The 16,214-nt window shown below is 57.9% G+C and carries 12 protein-coding genes; 4 read left to right on the forward strand and 8 right to left on the reverse strand.

The window, feature by feature from the left end:
- Positions 1-134: 134 nt before the first annotated feature.
- Entirely contained in the window at positions 135-1,649 is a 1,515-nt protein-coding gene (gene dgt / locus KW828_RS16985; RefSeq protein WP_218337499.1) for a dGTPase, read from the reverse strand.
- 107 nt (positions 1,650-1,756) lie between these two features.
- On the opposite strand from dgt, the gene mtnN reads away from it, so the two are divergent.
- The 3 genes from mtnN to KW828_RS17000 are packed head-to-tail and all read left to right on the forward strand — an operon-like array spanning position 1,757 to position 3,873.
- A complete protein-coding gene (mtnN, locus tag KW828_RS16990) occupies positions 1,757-2,455 on the forward strand; it encodes a 5'-methylthioadenosine/S-adenosylhomocysteine nucleosidase (RefSeq protein WP_218337500.1) in 699 nt (232 codons plus the stop codon).
- The gene (gene btuF, locus KW828_RS16995; protein WP_218337501.1) at positions 2,448-3,248 is read left to right on the forward strand and encodes a vitamin B12 ABC transporter substrate-binding protein BtuF; all 801 of its coding nucleotides are present in this window, start codon (positions 2,448-2,450) and stop codon (positions 3,246-3,248) included. The genes mtnN and btuF overlap by 8 nt, the downstream gene beginning before the upstream one ends.
- Position 3,249: 1 nt before the next feature.
- Complete coding sequence (locus tag KW828_RS17000) at positions 3,250-3,873, forward strand: TRIC cation channel family protein (RefSeq protein WP_218337502.1); 624 nt, start codon at positions 3,250-3,252, stop codon at positions 3,871-3,873.
- Between the two features lie 158 nt (positions 3,874-4,031).
- Here the strand turns inward: KW828_RS17000 and erpA are convergent, their stop codons facing one another.
- Both erpA and clcA read right to left on the reverse strand, forming a co-directional pair.
- The gene (gene erpA, locus KW828_RS17005) at positions 4,032-4,376 is read right to left on the reverse strand and encodes an iron-sulfur cluster insertion protein ErpA (protein ID WP_088220864.1); all 345 of its coding nucleotides are present in this window, start codon (positions 4,374-4,376) and stop codon (positions 4,032-4,034) included.
- A gap of 80 nt (positions 4,377-4,456) precedes the next feature.
- On the reverse strand, positions 4,457-5,878 hold the full coding sequence (clcA, locus tag KW828_RS17010) for a H(+)/Cl(-) exchange transporter ClcA (RefSeq protein ID WP_218337503.1): 1,422 nt from the start codon (positions 5,876-5,878) through the stop codon (positions 4,457-4,459).
- Between the two features lie 178 nt (positions 5,879-6,056).
- Between clcA and hemL the strand changes: the two genes are divergently transcribed.
- Positions 6,057-7,337 carry a glutamate-1-semialdehyde 2,1-aminomutase gene (gene hemL, locus KW828_RS17015; RefSeq protein WP_218337504.1) on the forward strand — a complete coding sequence of 427 codons (1,281 nt, stop codon included), beginning with the start codon at positions 6,057-6,059 and terminating at the stop codon, positions 7,335-7,337.
- A 137-nt stretch (positions 7,338-7,474) separates the two neighbouring features.
- Here the strand turns inward: hemL and fhuB are convergent, their stop codons facing one another.
- The 5 genes from fhuB to mrcB form a co-directional block, all read right to left on the reverse strand.
- On the reverse strand, positions 7,475-9,457 hold the full coding sequence (gene fhuB / locus KW828_RS17020; RefSeq protein WP_218337505.1) for a Fe(3+)-hydroxamate ABC transporter permease FhuB: 1,983 nt from the start codon (positions 9,455-9,457) through the stop codon (positions 7,475-7,477).
- The gene (gene fhuD / locus KW828_RS17025; RefSeq protein ID WP_218337506.1) at positions 9,454-10,344 is read right to left on the reverse strand and encodes a Fe(3+)-hydroxamate ABC transporter substrate-binding protein FhuD; all 891 of its coding nucleotides are present in this window, start codon (positions 10,342-10,344) and stop codon (positions 9,454-9,456) included. The genes fhuB and fhuD overlap by 4 nt, the downstream gene beginning before the upstream one ends.
- On the reverse strand, positions 10,344-11,141 hold the full coding sequence (gene fhuC, locus KW828_RS17030; RefSeq protein WP_218337507.1) for a Fe3+-hydroxamate ABC transporter ATP-binding protein FhuC: 798 nt from the start codon (positions 11,139-11,141) through the stop codon (positions 10,344-10,346). Before fhuC ends, fhuD begins: the two co-directional genes overlap by 1 nt.
- A 47-nt stretch (positions 11,142-11,188) precedes the next feature.
- Positions 11,189-13,405 carry a ferrichrome porin FhuA gene (gene fhuA, locus KW828_RS17035; RefSeq protein WP_218337508.1) on the reverse strand — a complete coding sequence of 739 codons (2,217 nt, stop codon included), beginning with the start codon at positions 13,403-13,405 and terminating at the stop codon, positions 11,189-11,191.
- 249 nt (positions 13,406-13,654) lie between these two features.
- Positions 13,655-16,180 carry a bifunctional glycosyl transferase/transpeptidase gene (gene mrcB, locus KW828_RS17040; RefSeq protein ID WP_218337509.1) on the reverse strand — a complete coding sequence of 842 codons (2,526 nt, stop codon included), beginning with the start codon at positions 16,178-16,180 and terminating at the stop codon, positions 13,655-13,657.
- Between the last annotated feature and the right edge of the window lie 34 nt (positions 16,181-16,214).

Here is a 16,214-nt window from a genome sequence, read left to right on the forward strand (position 1 = left end):
TTTTCAATCTCTGATTACTGATTACGCAAAAGGGCTGTGTTGTTTCAGTGAGAGTCGATTTATAGCGCGAAGTTCCAAAGCGAACTTTCTGCAAAAGTAAAAATTTATTGTCGGCCTTTACAATTGCCGCACTATTATTCAACGGCCATTAAACGGCGGTATTCATCCCAGGCGTACAGGTCGGTCATGCCGCTGATATAATCCTGGATCAGACGACAACGGTAATAAAACTCCAGAACCGGGAAGTCTGTCGCCGCGCGATCTAATTTACTGACCGCTTCTACATACGCCAGCCGATGACGTGTCGAGAGCTTATGAAAGAGACGCGTTTCAATCGGGAAGCGGCGCAGTCGTTCTTTTTCCGCCAGCTCGCTAAAATCGTTCCACGTTAATTGCAGCAGCGGGCGGTAAATATCCAGCAGACCGCTAATCACCCGATAACCCTGCAATTCCAGCTGCTCTACATCGGGGTGACTAAAGACATTTTCAACCGCAACGTTCTTATATAATTCAAGTAATTGACTGTAACCACTTTCGTCTTCCAGCAGCGCATGATTAAACTCACCGGAGAAGATCTGCGGCAGATTATCAATAAAACGCTGTGCCGCATAAGGCACCAGCTTATTAAGCGTATTGACCCGCAAATACATAAAGAACTGATCTTCCGCACTGCGACTTAACCGGTTGGCGCGGGATTTATCCCAGGCGTTTTCTACCACCTGGGCAAACAGCGAGCCTTTTTCATGGTTGCCCCAGGCATCATAAAGATGCTGGTAAAGCTGTTCGACGGTAAATATTCTTTTCTCAACGGCATCCTCCAGATCGGCGACGCAATAAGAAATATCATCCGCCGCCTCCATCACCCAGGTGAGGGGAAAACGGCTGAACGTATCCAGCTCCAGCTCTTTACGCAAACGCGCAACGTAGGCGTCCTCGGAAAAATAATAGCCTGGCTTCTTCATTAAATAATTATGACTGGCTGGCGGCTCGCCTACCCACCACGCCGGACGGGTATATTTTAAAATACAGCCCACCTGCGCCCAGGTAAGATTCATACGCATCAGCGTATGTACCAGGCGGACGCCCTGCGCATTGCCTTCGAAGTGACACAGATCCTGGCGAACTTTACGCCGTAACTCATTTTGCACGTCCTCCCCTTCCCGCAGACGCAGCGCGGTCACCTGGCAGCGATCGCTGCTCAGCGGCTGGCTGGTGGCATCTTCCGGGAACAGGCGCTGACGAAACCAGTCGTTGATTGCCGCTTCGCCAAAATGACCGAACGGCGGGTTACCAATGTCGTGCATCAGACAGGCCATCTCAACGATGCTTTCAAAGGGTCCGGTCAGTTCATCCAGACCATAGGTTTCCAGCAGCCGCTGCTCTTTCAGGCGGCTCAGGATCTCTTTCGCGATGTAACGCCCCACCTGCTGTACTTCCAGAGAGTGCGTCAACCGGGTACGTACAGCCGCATTGCGCTCGAGCGGGAAGACCTGTGTTTTCTGTTGCAGACGGCGGATCGCCGGGGAATTCACGATGCGCCCGCGATCGCTTTCAAAAATACGCAGGATCTCGTGTTCGGTTTTGACGCCCTGCGGTGAACGGTAGCGACGATGCCAGTTTATTTTTCTGCGAAAATCGATCTCAGCCATTTCTTCTCCCGCGATCGCGCGTCATGTGAAGTAATGCATTCCTGCCTGCCATGATAGACTATGCCCTGAAAACGTAACTCTGTCTTATCACATTAGCGAGTATCTCTATGAAAGTTGGCATTATTGGTGCAATGGAAGAAGAAGTGACGCTGCTGCGTGACAAAATCGAAAATCGCCAGACGCTGAATATCGCGGGCTGCGAAATTTACACCGGTACGCTCAATGGCACAGAAGTCGCCCTGCTGAAATCGGGCATTGGCAAAGTCGCGGCGGCGATGGGTGCCACCCTGCTGCTGGAGCGCTGCAAACCTGATGTGATCATTAACACCGGCTCCGCTGGCGGTCTGGCACCGACGCTGAAAGTGGGTGATATTGTGGTGTCCGATGAAGCGCGCTATCACGATGCCGACGTCACCGCGTTTGGCTACGAGCTCGGCCAGTTACCAGGCTGCCCGGCGGGCTTTAAAGCCGACGAGAAACTGGTTGCCGCCGCTGAAACCTGCATTGCTGAACTGAACCTGCACGCCGTGCGCGGGCTGATTGTCAGCGGTGATGCCTTTATCAATGGTGCCGAAAACCTCGCAAAAATTCGCCATAACTTCCCGCAGGCGATTGCCGTTGAGATGGAAGCAACGGCGATTGCCCACGTATGCCACAACATGGGCGTGCCTTTTGTGGTGGTGCGCGCCATTTCCGACGTAGCCGATCAGGAATCCCACCTGAGCTTTGACGAGTTCCTCGTGGTGGCGGCGAAGCAGTCCAGCCTGATGGTTGAGACGCTGGTGCAGAACCTGACGCGTGGCTAAGCGTTCACTAAGGGCGCTTGCCGCCCTGTTTCTGCTGACACCAGCATGGCTGTATGCTGCGCCGCGCGTGATTTCCCTTTCGCCTGGCAATACTGAACTGGCGTTTGCCGCCGGGATCACGCCGGTGGGCGTCAGCAGCTATTCCGATTACCCGCCAGAAGCCCGCAAAATCGAGCAGATCGCCAGCTGGCAGGGCATTAATTTTGAGCGCATCGTGGCGCTTAAGCCCGACGTGGTGCTGGCCTGGCGCGGCGGCAATGCCGAGCGACAGGTAAACCAGCTCACCCGTTTTGGTATTCGCGTGTTGTGGATCGACGCCGAAAGTATCGAACAGGTGGCGCACGCGCTGGAGCAACTCGCCGAATACAGCCCGCATCCTGAACAGGGCCGCGCCCGCGCGCAGGCCATCCTCAGCGACTATGCTGCTCTGAAAACGCAGTATGCCAGTGCGCCAAAGAAACGTGTCTTTATGCAGTTCAGTACCCACCCGCTGTTTACCAGCGGCAGCGGAACTATCCAGCACCAGGTGGTGACGCTGTGCGGCGGTGACAATATCTTTGCTTCCGCACGGGTTCCCTGGCCGCAGGTGAGCCGTGAACAGGTGCTGGCCCGCGATCCGCAGGCCATTGTGGTCAGCGGGGGAGCGGACGCTATTCCGAAAGTGAAAGCATTCTGGAATAATCATCTCAAAAGTGAGGTGATCGCCCTCAATAGTGACTGGTTTGAACGAGCTTCCCCGCGTATTATCCTCGCCGCAAAACAACTCTGTACCGCTCTCGCACAGGTAAAATAAAATGCTTGTCTACTGGCTGGATATTATCGGCACCGCCGTTTTCGCCATCTCCGGCGTTCTGCTTGCCGGCAAACTGCGCATGGATCCCTTTGGCGTGCTGGTGTTGGGCGTGGTCACCGCTGTCGGTGGCGGCACCATCCGCGATATGGCACTGGATCACGGCCCGGTGTTCTGGGTCAAAGATCCTACCGATCTGGTGATCGCCATGGTCACCTGCCTGTTAACGATTCTTTTAGTTCGCCAGCCGCGGCGCCTGCCGAAATGGGTGCTGCCGGTGTTCGATGCCGTAGGGTTAGCGGTATTCGTAGGCATTGGCGTGAATAAAGCCTTTATGGCCGGAACCGGGCCGCTGGTGGCGATTTGTATGGGGGTGGTGACTGGCGTGGGCGGCGGGATTATCCGCGATATGCTGGCCCGTGAAATCCCGATGATCCTGCGTACCGAAATTTATGCCACGGCCTGCATTATCGGCGGCATCGTGCATGCGACGGCGTTTTACACCTTCGGCGTACCGCTGGAAACGGCCAGTATGATTGGGATGGTGGTGACGCTCGCCATTCGTCTGGCGGCGATCCGCTGGCATCTGAAGCTGCCGACGTTTGCGCTGGATGATAATCCGCGGTAGGAAATGATATTGCCCGGTGGCGCGATGCTTACCGGGCCTGGAACTGCCCTGCTTCGCCCGGTGGCGCTACGCTTACCGGGCCTACAACGACTTCAAAATAGTGTGATGATGTTTTACAGGCCGGGCAAGACGCCGTCGCCGCCCGGCAACAGCGCAAATTAAATGCTAAATGACGACCCACACCCGCAGGTGCTTTTGGCGTTCGGGTTGGTGACCACAAAGCGCGATCCTTCCAGACCCTCGGTGTAATCCACCGCACCGCCCACCAGATATTGCAGGCTCATCGGATCCACCACCAGCGCCACACCGGATTTCTCAATGGTCATGTCGCCATCGTTAATCTGATCGTCAAAGGTGAAACCGTACTGGAAGCCGCTGCAACCGCCGCCGGTAATGTAGACGCGCAGCTTGAGGTTCGGGTTTTCTTCGTCTGCGATCAGGTCTTTTACTTTTATGGCTGCTGCTTCGGTAAACTGCAGCGGCAGTGCTACTTCATCACTCATTTTTTGCTCCCATTGATACGGCGATGCGGGCAAAAATTAACCCGATCTTTAAATTATTATCTAATACCCTGGTAAATCGTTCAAGTATTCTCCTTGAATGCCTGCGCGTGGGTCTTTGCCTCAAGGTCAGCTTCCTGTCTTGCCAGCGTGCGGGCGAGGATCGTCGAGTATAACGGTTTGCCGCCTAAAAATTGTGCCAGTAGTGTTGCGCCAAGACAGGTAATAATCATTGGCAATATGAGCTGATAATTGTCGGTCATTTCCAGAACCAGCACGATGCCGGTGAGCGGCGCACGCACGGAAGCCGCCAGCAGCGCGCCCATCCCGGCGATAGCAAAGGTGCCCGCCTCCAGATGATAAGCCGGAAACAGCCCGGCGCAGGCCATGCCAAACGCTGTACCTAACAGCGTACCCAGCGCCAGCATCGGTGCGAAAATCCCACCCGGCGCGCCCGACGAAAAGCACAATAATGTGGTGATCACCCTGGCAACAAAGATGAACAGCAGCATCCCCACTGCGTAATTTCCGGCAGCAGCAATCGGGATCAGCATAAAACCGCCGCCAGCGATTTCCGGCACGATCAGTCCCAGCACACCGCACAGGCCGCCGATAAGACCGCCGATCAGCACCCATTTTTTGATCTCACCGCCGTGCAGCCGGGCGAACATATCCTGCGTGCGCAGCACCAGCGAATTAAACAGTGGTCCGACGCAGCCGAACACCATGCCGAGCACAAGATAAAGCCACAGCGTATTGACCGGCGCATTCGCCAGCTTGCCGACTTCAATCACCGCGCCTTCGCCGTTAAAAATGCGGAACACGATGCTCGACATGATCACGCCGGTAAATACGGCTTTGATGGAAATCAGGTTGTAGCGAAACTGCGGGCGCATCTCTTCGAGGATAAATAAAATGCCCGCCAGCGGCGCGTTAAACGCCGCCGACAGCCCCGCTGCCGCGCCGGTAGCCAGCAGCGTGTGGCGGGCTTCGGCGCTGCGCATGCGGAAAATATCCAGCACCATACGGCCAACATTTCCACCAAGCTGCACCGTCGGCCCTTCCCGCCCCAGTACCATGCCCGCACCGAGCGTACCCAAACCGCCGATGAATTTGACCGGCAATACGCGCCACCAGCGTACCGGGCGTAACTCCTCCAGCGCGCCTTCTATTTCCGGTATACCCGAGCCGCCCGCTTCCGGCGCAAAGCGTCGCACCAGAAAATAACCAACCATCGCCAGCAGCGCCGACAGTACAAAGGCCAGCGGCCACACCAGCCAGGCGCGATCCGCTACCTGCGCCAGCGTACCAATGCGCATGTTTGACACCCCGTTTACTGCTTTCTCGAACGCCACGCCGACCAGACCCGCGAGGGTGCCGACCAGCGCTGCCATCAACAGGATCGCCAGCGGCGTTTTGTCGCGCTGCAACAGACGGCGGATCAGATCGCCCCGCCGTAAACGCACCAGTTGTTGTGTACGGAATGAAGAATTTTCTGCTTTCATAGTGGCTTAAATTATTCGTCACACAAATGAGTTGGCCTATTTTAAACCTGCGTACCGCCCTGGTGGCAATAAAAATGCTCGCAAAAGTGCCCTTTCCATCGGGCGAAACTTTTATAACCTTTGGCGAATACTTTAGAATGGCCGATAAATCCTTTTTCCACGAACCAGGAACTCACTTATGAGTAAGTCTCAAGACCTCTATAGCGCCGCACGTAAACTCATCCCCGGCGGCGTAAACTCGCCGGTACGCGCGTTTACCGGCGTCGGCGGCACGCCGCTGTTTATTGAGCGTGCGGATGGTGCTTACCTGTACGATGCCGATGGCAAAGCCTACGTGGATTATGTCGGCTCCTGGGGACCGATGGTGCTGGGGCATAACCACCCGGCGATCCGCAACGCAGTCATTGAGGCCGCGGAGCGCGGCCTGAGCTTCGGCGCGCCGACCGAAATGGAAGTAAAAATGGCGGCGCTGGTCACCGAACTGGTGCCGACCATGGACATGGTGCGCATGGTGAACTCCGGTACCGAAGCCACCATGAGCGCGATCCGTCTGGCGCGTGGCTTCACCGGCCGCGACAAAATCATCAAATTCGAAGGCTGCTACCACGGTCACGCCGACTGCCTGCTGGTGAAAGCGGGGTCCGGCGCGCTGACCCTCGGCCAGCCGAATTCGCCAGGCGTTCCGGCCGACTTTGCGAAGCATACCCTGACCTGCACCTATAACGATCTGACCTCCGTGCGCGACGCGTTCGAAGAGTTCCCGCAGGAGATCGCCTGCATCATCGTCGAACCGGTAGCGGGCAACATGAACTGCATTCCGCCGCAGCCGGACTTCCTGCCGGGCCTGCGTGCGCTGTGCGATGAATTTGGCGCGCTGCTGATCATCGACGAAGTGATGACCGGCTTCCGCGTGGCGCTGGCGGGCGCACAGTCTTACTACGATGTGGTGCCGGATCTGACCTGTCTGGGCAAAATCATCGGCGGCGGTATGCCGGTGGGTGCCTTTGGCGGTCGTCGTGATGTGATGGAGGCGCTGGCCCCGACCGGCCCGGTTTATCAGGCGGGTACGCTGTCCGGCAACCCGATTGCCATGGCGGCAGGCTATGCCTGTTTAACGGAAGTCTCCCAGCCTGGCGTGCACGAAACCCTGACCGATCTGACCACCCGTCTGGCAAATGGTCTGCTGGATGCGGCGCAGGAAACCGGTGTGCCGCTGGTCGTGAACCACGTTGGCGGTATGTTCGGTATTTTCTTCACCGACGCGCCCGAAGTGACCTGCTATCAGGATGTGCTGAAGTGCGACGTGGAGCGCTTTAAGCGTTTCTTCCATCTGATGCTGGAAGAAGGTATCTACCTGGCACCGTCGGCGTTCGAAGCGGGCTTTATGTCCGTGGCGCACAGTGAAGAAGATATTAATAAAACGATTGATGCGGCGCGTAAGGTGTTTGCGCAGCTGTAATGGTTGTTATTGTGCCCGGCGGCGCATGCTTGCCGGGCCTACAATGCTGTAAATGTTGTTATGCCGGGTGGCGCTTCGCTTACACCGGCCTACAAATTTTGCGTAGGTCGGGTAAGCGAAGCGCCACCCGACATTTCTCACCGGCTTTGCTTTCGTAGCAAATAGATAAAGTACGGCGCGCCGATAAAGGTCGACAGCAGCCCGGCCGGGATCTGGTACGGGAACATGATCATCCGTCCACACCAGTCCGCGAACACCAGCAGTAATCCCCCCGTTAAGGCAGACATCACCATATGCGGCATTGTGCGGCGAAAGCCCATCATACGCGCGATATGCGGTGCCATCAGGCCGACAAAACTCAGCGGGCCGATAGTCATGGTCGCAGCGGCGGTCAGACAGGATGCCAGCAACAACAGCCCTACGCGCGACGGCGTGAGCGCCACCCCCACCGCACGTGCGGTTTCACCGCCCAGCGGCAGAATAGTCAGCCAGCGGCGGCACAGCGGCGTAAGGGCCAGCAGCACGACAGTGGCGACCATCGCCCACATTACTTGTTGCATCGTCGCGTTATACGTGGAACCTGAGATCCACGTCAGGATCTGCGCCATGCGCGGATCGCCGCTCGCCTGTAACATCATCAGCAGCATCGTGAAAGCGGTACTGAGCGCCATCCCCGCCAGCAGCATGCGGTGCGGCGAGAATCCCCCGCGCCCGGCGGCCAGCATGATGATCAGCAGAGTGCCCGCCGCCCCCAGACTGCCCGCAGGCAACAGCCAGCCAAAGGCATTACCCGGTACAAAGAACAGCATCACCACCACGCCGAAGGCCGCGCCGGAGCTGATGCCCAGCACTTCGGGACTGGCCATCGGATTGCCGGTCAGGCGCTGGATAATACACCCGGCCACCGCCAGCATCACGCCCGCCGTCAGCGCCGCCAGAATACGCGGCGCGCGCCACTGCATCAGTTCATTGAGCAGCGAGCCGCTCGCCCAGTGCCAGCCCTGCGCATCGCGTCCTAACGACAGCGCCGCCGTCATGCCAAGCAGCAACACGATGACGCCAGCCAGCGCAAACAAGCGCACATGCTGGCGTTCAGTGGCTACACGATCGCCGCCGTCCATCGATGGCGCGCTCATGCTCTTCAGACGTGGCAACAGCCACAGCAGCAGCGGTGCGCCCACCAGCGCCGTCACCGATCCGGTGGAGACTTCCATCCACACGCGCATCAGCCAGAGCACCACCTGATCGGAGAGCCAGAGGATCAGCGCGCCAATCAGCGGCGCAAGTAGCAGTCGCGACAGCAGACGCCGCGCGCCGAGCATTTTCGCCAGCAGCGGCGCGAACAGGCCAATAAAACCGATAATGCCGACCGCGTTGACCAGCAGCGCACTGAGCACAATCGCCAGCATCAGCGCGCCAAGTCTGGCGAGGGACAGCGCAAGGCCCAGGTTACGCGCCACGCCGTCATCCAGCCCCATCAGCGTCAGCGGCCGCAACAGCAACAGCGTTAACAGCACGCCGCCCAGCAGTTGCGGCCACAGGCGCTGCACCACACTCCAGTCGGTCTGCGTCAGCGTGCCGGTGCTCCACAAGAACATGCTTTGCAGCTGATCGTGGTGAAACAGTACCAGTAGCTGATTGATCGCCCCGCAGTACAGGCTGACAACCAGCCCCGCGAGGATCAGCGTCACCGGTGAGAGGCGTTTGCCCCAGGCGACGCCAAACACCAGCGCGCCCACGATGCAGGCCCCGGCCAGTGCGGCAAACTGCGTGGTCATCACGCCCGGCATCGACCATAGCGTGGTGAGGGTGATCCCCAGTTGCGCACCGGTAGCGACGCCGAGCGTGGTCGGCTCCGCCAGCGGGTTACGCAGCACCTGCTGGAACAGCACGCCCACCAGTCCCAGTCCTGCGCCCACCAGCAGCGAAATCGCCAGCCGTGGCAGCAGACTGTAATGGAACAGCATCTGCTCAATCGAATTAATGTCCGGTTGCCAGAAACCCTGTTGCCACTGCGCACGGGGCAGCCCGGCGTTGAGGTTATTCCACGTCAGGCCCAGGGCGACGATAAACAACACCGCAAGCAGCACCGCCGGGAAAGGCGCGATACGACGGCTCATGCCTGGCCTCCCATCACGTTATCCAACACGCGCACAAAATGCATTGCCGACAGCGTGGCACCGTAGAACCACACCGCGGGCGCGCGATAAAAACGCCCGGCGCGCACGAAGGGCATCGACTGCCACAGCGGGGTCGCCATCAGCGTTTGCATTTCCCGTTCGTTACCGTGATCAAAACAGAGCACATCAACGTCTTTAAACTCGCCAAGTCGGTCAATACCGACCGCCGTACTGCCCCAGAAGGTGGTTTCCCCCTGCCAGGCGTTGGGAATGCCGAAGACGTCGAGCGGTGCCTGGAACAGGCAGTTCGGGCAGAACACCAGCATATGCCGCGCATCCAGCAGCGTGACCATCAGCAAGGGCCTGCCGCGCCGCGCCGCAAAGCGCGGTTTCATGGTGTCGATAAAGGCGTCGAACTCCGCGAGATGCGCTCGCGCCGCAGATTCGCGGCCAATCAGCTGCGCCATTTCCTGGAGCGAGTGGCGCGCCATGGTGAGCGGTTTTTTGCCGTCGCTGAAGGTGAATCCCCGGCCCGGCGCAATACGCGCCAGCACATCCGCTGACGGGCCATAGCCGGCGGACCAGACCATATACGAGGGTTTCATCTGGGTGAGCAGTTCGAGGTTCGGCTCGGTGCGCAGGCCAATGTCGATCACCGAGTCGGGTAGCGCCGGTTCGTTGACCCACAGGTTGTAATTGGGGACATCGGCCACGCCATAGGGCGTGATGCCGAGCGCCAGCAGCAGTTCTACCGGCAGCCACTCAAGGGCGACAATACGGTGCGGATCCACCGCCGCCGCTCGTGCGCTGCCCATTTTCAACAGCAGCGGCGACAGGGCCATGGCCGTCAGCAAACGGCGACGGCTAAACAGGTTTACGTCAGTCATCAGAGAACAAAGCTCACCGGTGCAGCCCCTGTCGGGTGAGGCAGAATGCCCATCGGGATACCGTAGATTTTTTCCAGCGTCTCGGCGCGCATCAGTGATTCCGGCGTGCCTTCGGCGATCTTCTCCCCGCCGCGCAGCGCCACCAGAAAATCGCAATAACGCGCCGCCATATTAATGTCGTGCAGCACGGCAATTACCGTCAGGCCGCGCTGCTGACTGAGGCGATGCACCAGCGCCAGCACATCCACCTGATGGGCGATGTCGAGCGCCGAGGTCGGCTCGTCGAGCAACAGACAACGGCTGTCCTGCGCCACCAGCATGGCGATCCACGCCCGCTGACGCTCGCCGCCGGAGAGGCTGTCCACCAGTCGCTGCGCCAGCGGTTTTAACCCTACCAGCGTAATGGCCTCATCGACTTTTTCCCGGTCGGCAACGCCAAAGCGGCCCAGCGCGCCATGCCAGGGATAACGCCCAATCGCCACCAGTTCGCGCACGGTCATGCCTTCCGCCTGCGGCAGTTGCTGCGGCAGGTAGGCCACCTTGCGGGCAAAGGCTTTGCTGTTCCAGCTGTCCAGCGGTTGCCCGTCCAGCAAAATGTCGCCAGCGGACGGCGGCTGGTGGCGGCCAAGCATTTTCAACAGGCTGGATTTACCGGAACCGTTATGACCGATAAGACCGGTCACCTTGCCCACCGGGAAGGTTAACGACAGCGGATGCAGCAGCGTGCGACCTGGCACGCGGAAGGCGACATCGGTAAGACGAAACGTGGTATCGGGATGGGAGTTGTTTTCCTGCATAGCGCCAACTTGTAAAAAGGGCACGGCAAGCCGTGCCCAAAAGGAGATTAGAAGCGGAAGGTTGCGGTACCGACAATCTGACGTTCCGCACCCCAGAAGCATCCATAAGTCTGGAAGCAGCTGGAAACGTATTCACGATCGAGCAGATTATTCACATTCATCGCGAGGCTTGAACCTGCCATGCCGAAGCGCGCAAGGTCGTATTTCACCACCGCGTCCATCACGGCTGCGCTACCCACTTTGAAGGTGTTAGCCGGATCGCCATAGCTGGAACCAATGAAACGTCCGCCGGTTCCCAGAGTCAGCCCAGACAGCGCACCGTCGTTGAAGGTGTAATCACCCCACAGGGAAGCCATATGTTTGGGTACCTGCTCCACGCTGTTACCTTTCAGATTGGTATCTTTGGAATATTCAGCGTCGATATAGGTGTAGGAGGCCGTGACGTTGATATTGGCGTTCACCGCAGCTTTGGCTTCAAGCTCTACGCCCTGAGAACGGACTTCACCTGACGGAACTTGCAGGTTCGCATTGTTCGGATCGGTGGTTAGCGTATTGGTCTTGGTGAGATGGTAGACCGCGGCCGTCATAACGACAGGGAGATCTTTCGGGACGTATTTCACGCCCGCTTCATACTGCTCGCCTTTCGAAGGCGCAAAGGCCATACGCGGTGTGCTGTAGAGGTCAAAAGCGTTAGGCTCGAAAGACTGACTGTAACTGACGTAAGGTGTAATTCCGTTATCAAACAGGTAGTTCACACCACCACGCCAGGTAAACTGGTGGTCATTACGTTCAATAGAACCGCCGTCTTCGCGCACGGTCGTGCCCTGCTGCGACCAGTCATAACGACCGCCAAGCGTGAAGACCCATTTATCCCATTCCGCCTGATCCTGAACGTAAATGCCGGTTTGTTTGGTTTCATTGAGCTGATAAGGTGCCGCGCCGCCGAAATCAAAATTGTCCAGCTGTTGCGGGTTGTAAAGATCAATCACTGGCGCCGTGCCAAAGGTGGCATTGATGTCGTTACGCATCCGCATGAAATCCACACCGGTCAGCAAGGTATGATCCATAGCGCCAGTGGCGAAGGTGCTTTGCAACTGCGTATCAACGCTGAAGTTTTGCAGGCGTTCGTTATCCACGACGGTGCCACGCCCCAGATAATGATCGCGATCGGCTGGCGCAATGGCCTGGCACGGTGCGTTAAACGCGTTAGCAGAACAAATCCCTGTGCCATAAACGCTGCGCTGAGAAGTCTTCATTTCGGCAAAGCGCAGGTTCTGACGCACGGTAAAGGTATCGTTGAAGCCATGCTCAAAACTGTAGCCAACCATTTTTTGGTTGCGGGAGTAGGTGTTGTTACTCGCCCCTTCATTAAAATCGGGCGACAGGCGTGAACCGTTCGGCAGAGGTTGTACGGTACCCTCTTTCGGCAACCATCCGTAATAACCTGTTTCTGGCTCGTTCTGGAAATAGGACAGGAACGTGAAGTTCGTTTTATCGTCCGGACGCCAGGAGAACGACGGCGCAATGGTGTAACGCTGCTGCTCAGCATCTTTTTGCTGCTCGTTACTCGCGCGCGCAAGACCAGTTAAGCGATACGAAAATTCACCGTTGTCATCCAGTGCATCGCTAAAATCGAAGCCTGTCTGATAAAGACTATCGCTGCCCATCTTGAACTGAACTTCACGTAACGGCTCGGTGGTCGGGCGTTTGCTGACCATCGAAATAATGCCGCCTGGATTGCTTTTGCCGTAAAGAACCGACGTCGGCCCACGCATAAGCTCAACACGTTCAAGCATGTAAGGATCAATCACGGCGTCATTGTAGAAGTTACCTTGCAGTTTCATGCCATCCAGATAGTTATTCTGGCTCAGGCCGACTGAGGTAAATCCGCGAATACTGACGAAATCGTACGTGCTGGATGCGCCACGGTTACTCACTACCACGCCAGGCGTATAGCCCAGGGCTTCTTTAACCGATTTCGATTGATGCATTTGCATCTCTTCGTTTGTCACCACCGAAATCGACTGCGGCGTTTTTTCAATCGGCGTATCGGTTTTAGTCGCCGTTGCGGTACGTTTTGCCACTATCGTCGGTGCCGGGCCCCACGCGCTTTCTTGCGGTGCGGCGGAGGTGGTCACCGTGATGGTGTCTTCTTGAGGTGCTGCATGTGCATAAAATGACATACCGCCGAGGGCGGTAGCGACCATGACTGCGATCTTACGCAGTGAAGAATTGACCGGCAGAGCCGTTTCTGGACGCGCCATTGTGTGTCTCTCTGGAATGGGATGAATGATAACGTAAACGATAATTATTATTATGACCGCAGCATATTATGCGAGCACCCGGCTTGAAAGCAAGGGTTATGCGCCCCTACGAGAATTAAGGGTTTAAGAAATAACCAGATGAAGAGTAAGCGGTTAGCGAGGGGTTAAAAAGTTGTTGGGATGGGATGATAAAAACCCCTCACCCGGCCCTCTGCCAATTGGAGAGGGTTAGGGTGAGGGGCGAGTAAATCAATTACTGCCGAACATATCCTTGATCCAGCCCGCTACGCCGTCGCTTTTCTCTTCCTGCTGCGGCGGTTGCTGCTGCTGTTGCTGAGGCTGCTGCGGCTGGGCTGGTGCAGACTGATCGAACGGATTGTTCGACTGCTGCAACGCCTGACTCTGCTGACACAACGCGTCCGGGTTGGTGGTCCACACCGGAATGGTGCGCGAACTGCCGCCAGCACACATAAAGTTGCCCGCATCATCAATGCCCATATCGACAATATCTTCCGGCGCGGTCAGCTCCAGCGGGAACGGCGACTGGTTCGCCAGATAGCGCTGATAGATCGCCATCGCCCCGCTTGCGCCGTACAGTTTGGTCGGCTGGTTATTGTCGCGGCCCACCCAGGTGATGGTCACTTCGCGCCCGTCGATGCCGGCAAACCAGGTATCGACATTATTGTTGGTGGTACCGGTTTTCCCCGCCAGATGCAGGCCCGGATACTTCGCACCAAGCTGACGCCCGGTACCGCGCTGGATCACCTGCTGCATGGTCCACAGCGTCATGTACGCCGCTTGCGCAGGTACGGCGCGCTCTGCCTGCGGGAAGCTCTGATACAGCACAGTACCGTCTTCGGCAATCACCGAACGCAGCGCGGAGAGCGTCGCGCGGTTACCGCCGCTGGCGATGGTCTGGAACGCCTGTGCTACTTCCACCGGCGTCAGGTTCAGCGCCCCCAACAGCATGGACGGCACCGGATGCAGCTGCTCTTTCGGCGCACCCAGCTTCAGCCAGGTATCGGTGACCGCTGGCAGACCGAGCGCCATCCCGAGGTTAACCGTCGGTACGTTCATCGAACGGGTCAACGCATCCACCAGCAGCACCTGGCCGCTGAAGCGTTTGTCATCGTTCTGCGGCGACCACACCTGGCCGTTCGGCTGGCGCAGAGAGATCGGCGCATCGGCGATCACGGTATTCAGACGGTACTGATTCGGCTGGCTCAGCGCGGTCAGATAGGTCGCCGGTTTTGCCAGTGAGCCAATAGAACGACGCGCCTGCATCGCACGGTTATAGCCGGCGAACTGCGGCGTCGCCCCGCCAACCATGGCGCGGACTTCACCGCTGAAGCGATCGACCACCACCATCGCGGTTTCCAGATCGGTCAGCTTACGCTGCTTGATCAGTGCCGGAATACCTTCCACCGCCGCTTTCTCAGCCGCATCCTGCGCGACCGAGTCAAAGGTGGTGAAGATCTTCACGCCGGAGAGATCTTTCACTTTATCGCCCAGCTTCGCCTGCAACTCCTGACGCACCATCTGCATAAAGGCTGGCTGCGGGGAGATCACGCCACCGCGCGGCTGTACGCCCAGCGGACGGGCGCTCAGCATGTCGTAAAGCTCCTGATCGATAACCTGCTGCTGTTGCAACAGACGCAGCACCAGGTTACGACGCTCGAGCGCCAGTTTCGGATTACGCCACGGGTTGTAAATGGACGCGCCTTTCACCATACCCACCAGCAGGGCCTGCTGGTCAAGGCTCAGCTCTTCCACCGGACGCCCGAAGTAATACAGGCTCGCCAGCGGGAAGCCGCGAATTTCGTTGTCGCCGCTCTGACCGAGGTACACCTCGTTCATATACAGCTCAAGAATGCGGTCTTTGCTGTAGCGCGCATCCATGATCAGCGCCATATAAGCTTCGTTCGCTTTACGGCCATACGAGCGTTCGCTGGACAGGAACAGGTTTTTCACCAGCTGCTGGGTGAGCGTACTCGCCCCCTGCACCGTGCGTCCTGCCGTCAGGTTCGCCAGCACCGCACGCCCGATGGAGTAGAAGCTGATGCCGTCATGCTCATAGAAATGGCGGTCTTCGGTAGCCAGCAGCGTATCCACCAGCAGATCCGGGAAACCACTGCGCGGCACAAACAGGCGCTGCTCACCGTTCGGCGAGGAGAGCATGGTGATCAGCCGCGGATCGAGGCGGAAGAAACCGAACTGGCGGTTGTTTTCCATATTCTCGATGGTTTCCAGACGATCGCCGCTGAAGGTCAGACGCGCGCGCACCTGGCCCTCTTTGCTGTCCGGGAAATCAAACGGACGGCGGATCATCTCAATGCTGTTCGCCTGCACGGTAAACTCGCCAGGACGGGTCATCGCCGTCACCTTGCGGTACTGCGTGGCTTCCAGCAGCTTCACCATCTCGGTTTTGCTGACCGCCATATCCGGCTCGAGGTTCACCATGCGGCCATAAACGGCGGCAGGCAGCTGCCAGACTTTGCCGTCGATGCGGCTACGGATCTTCTGATCGAGATACAGGCCATACATCGCCAGCAGCACAAGAATAACAAGGCCAATTTTTACCAGCAGCCAGAACCAGCCACGTTTGCCACGCGGCTTTTTCCCGTTGCCTTTACCCCTGCGCGGCATCGGTTCGTCGTCCTCATCATCATAATCATCCGCGTCCTCATCTCTGAGACGACGACGGCTTACTTTCTCTTTTACCGGACGCGCTGGTCGGCCTTTGCGTCCAATAGGCTCGCGGTCATTCCCCGCCATGTTCTCTCTCCGCTACATTTTCAGGCGCAAGGCC

Origin of the sequence: Enterobacter sp. ENT03, assembly GCF_019218745.1 — a bacterium.
Lineage (GTDB): Bacteria > Pseudomonadota > Gammaproteobacteria > Enterobacterales > Enterobacteriaceae > Enterobacter_D.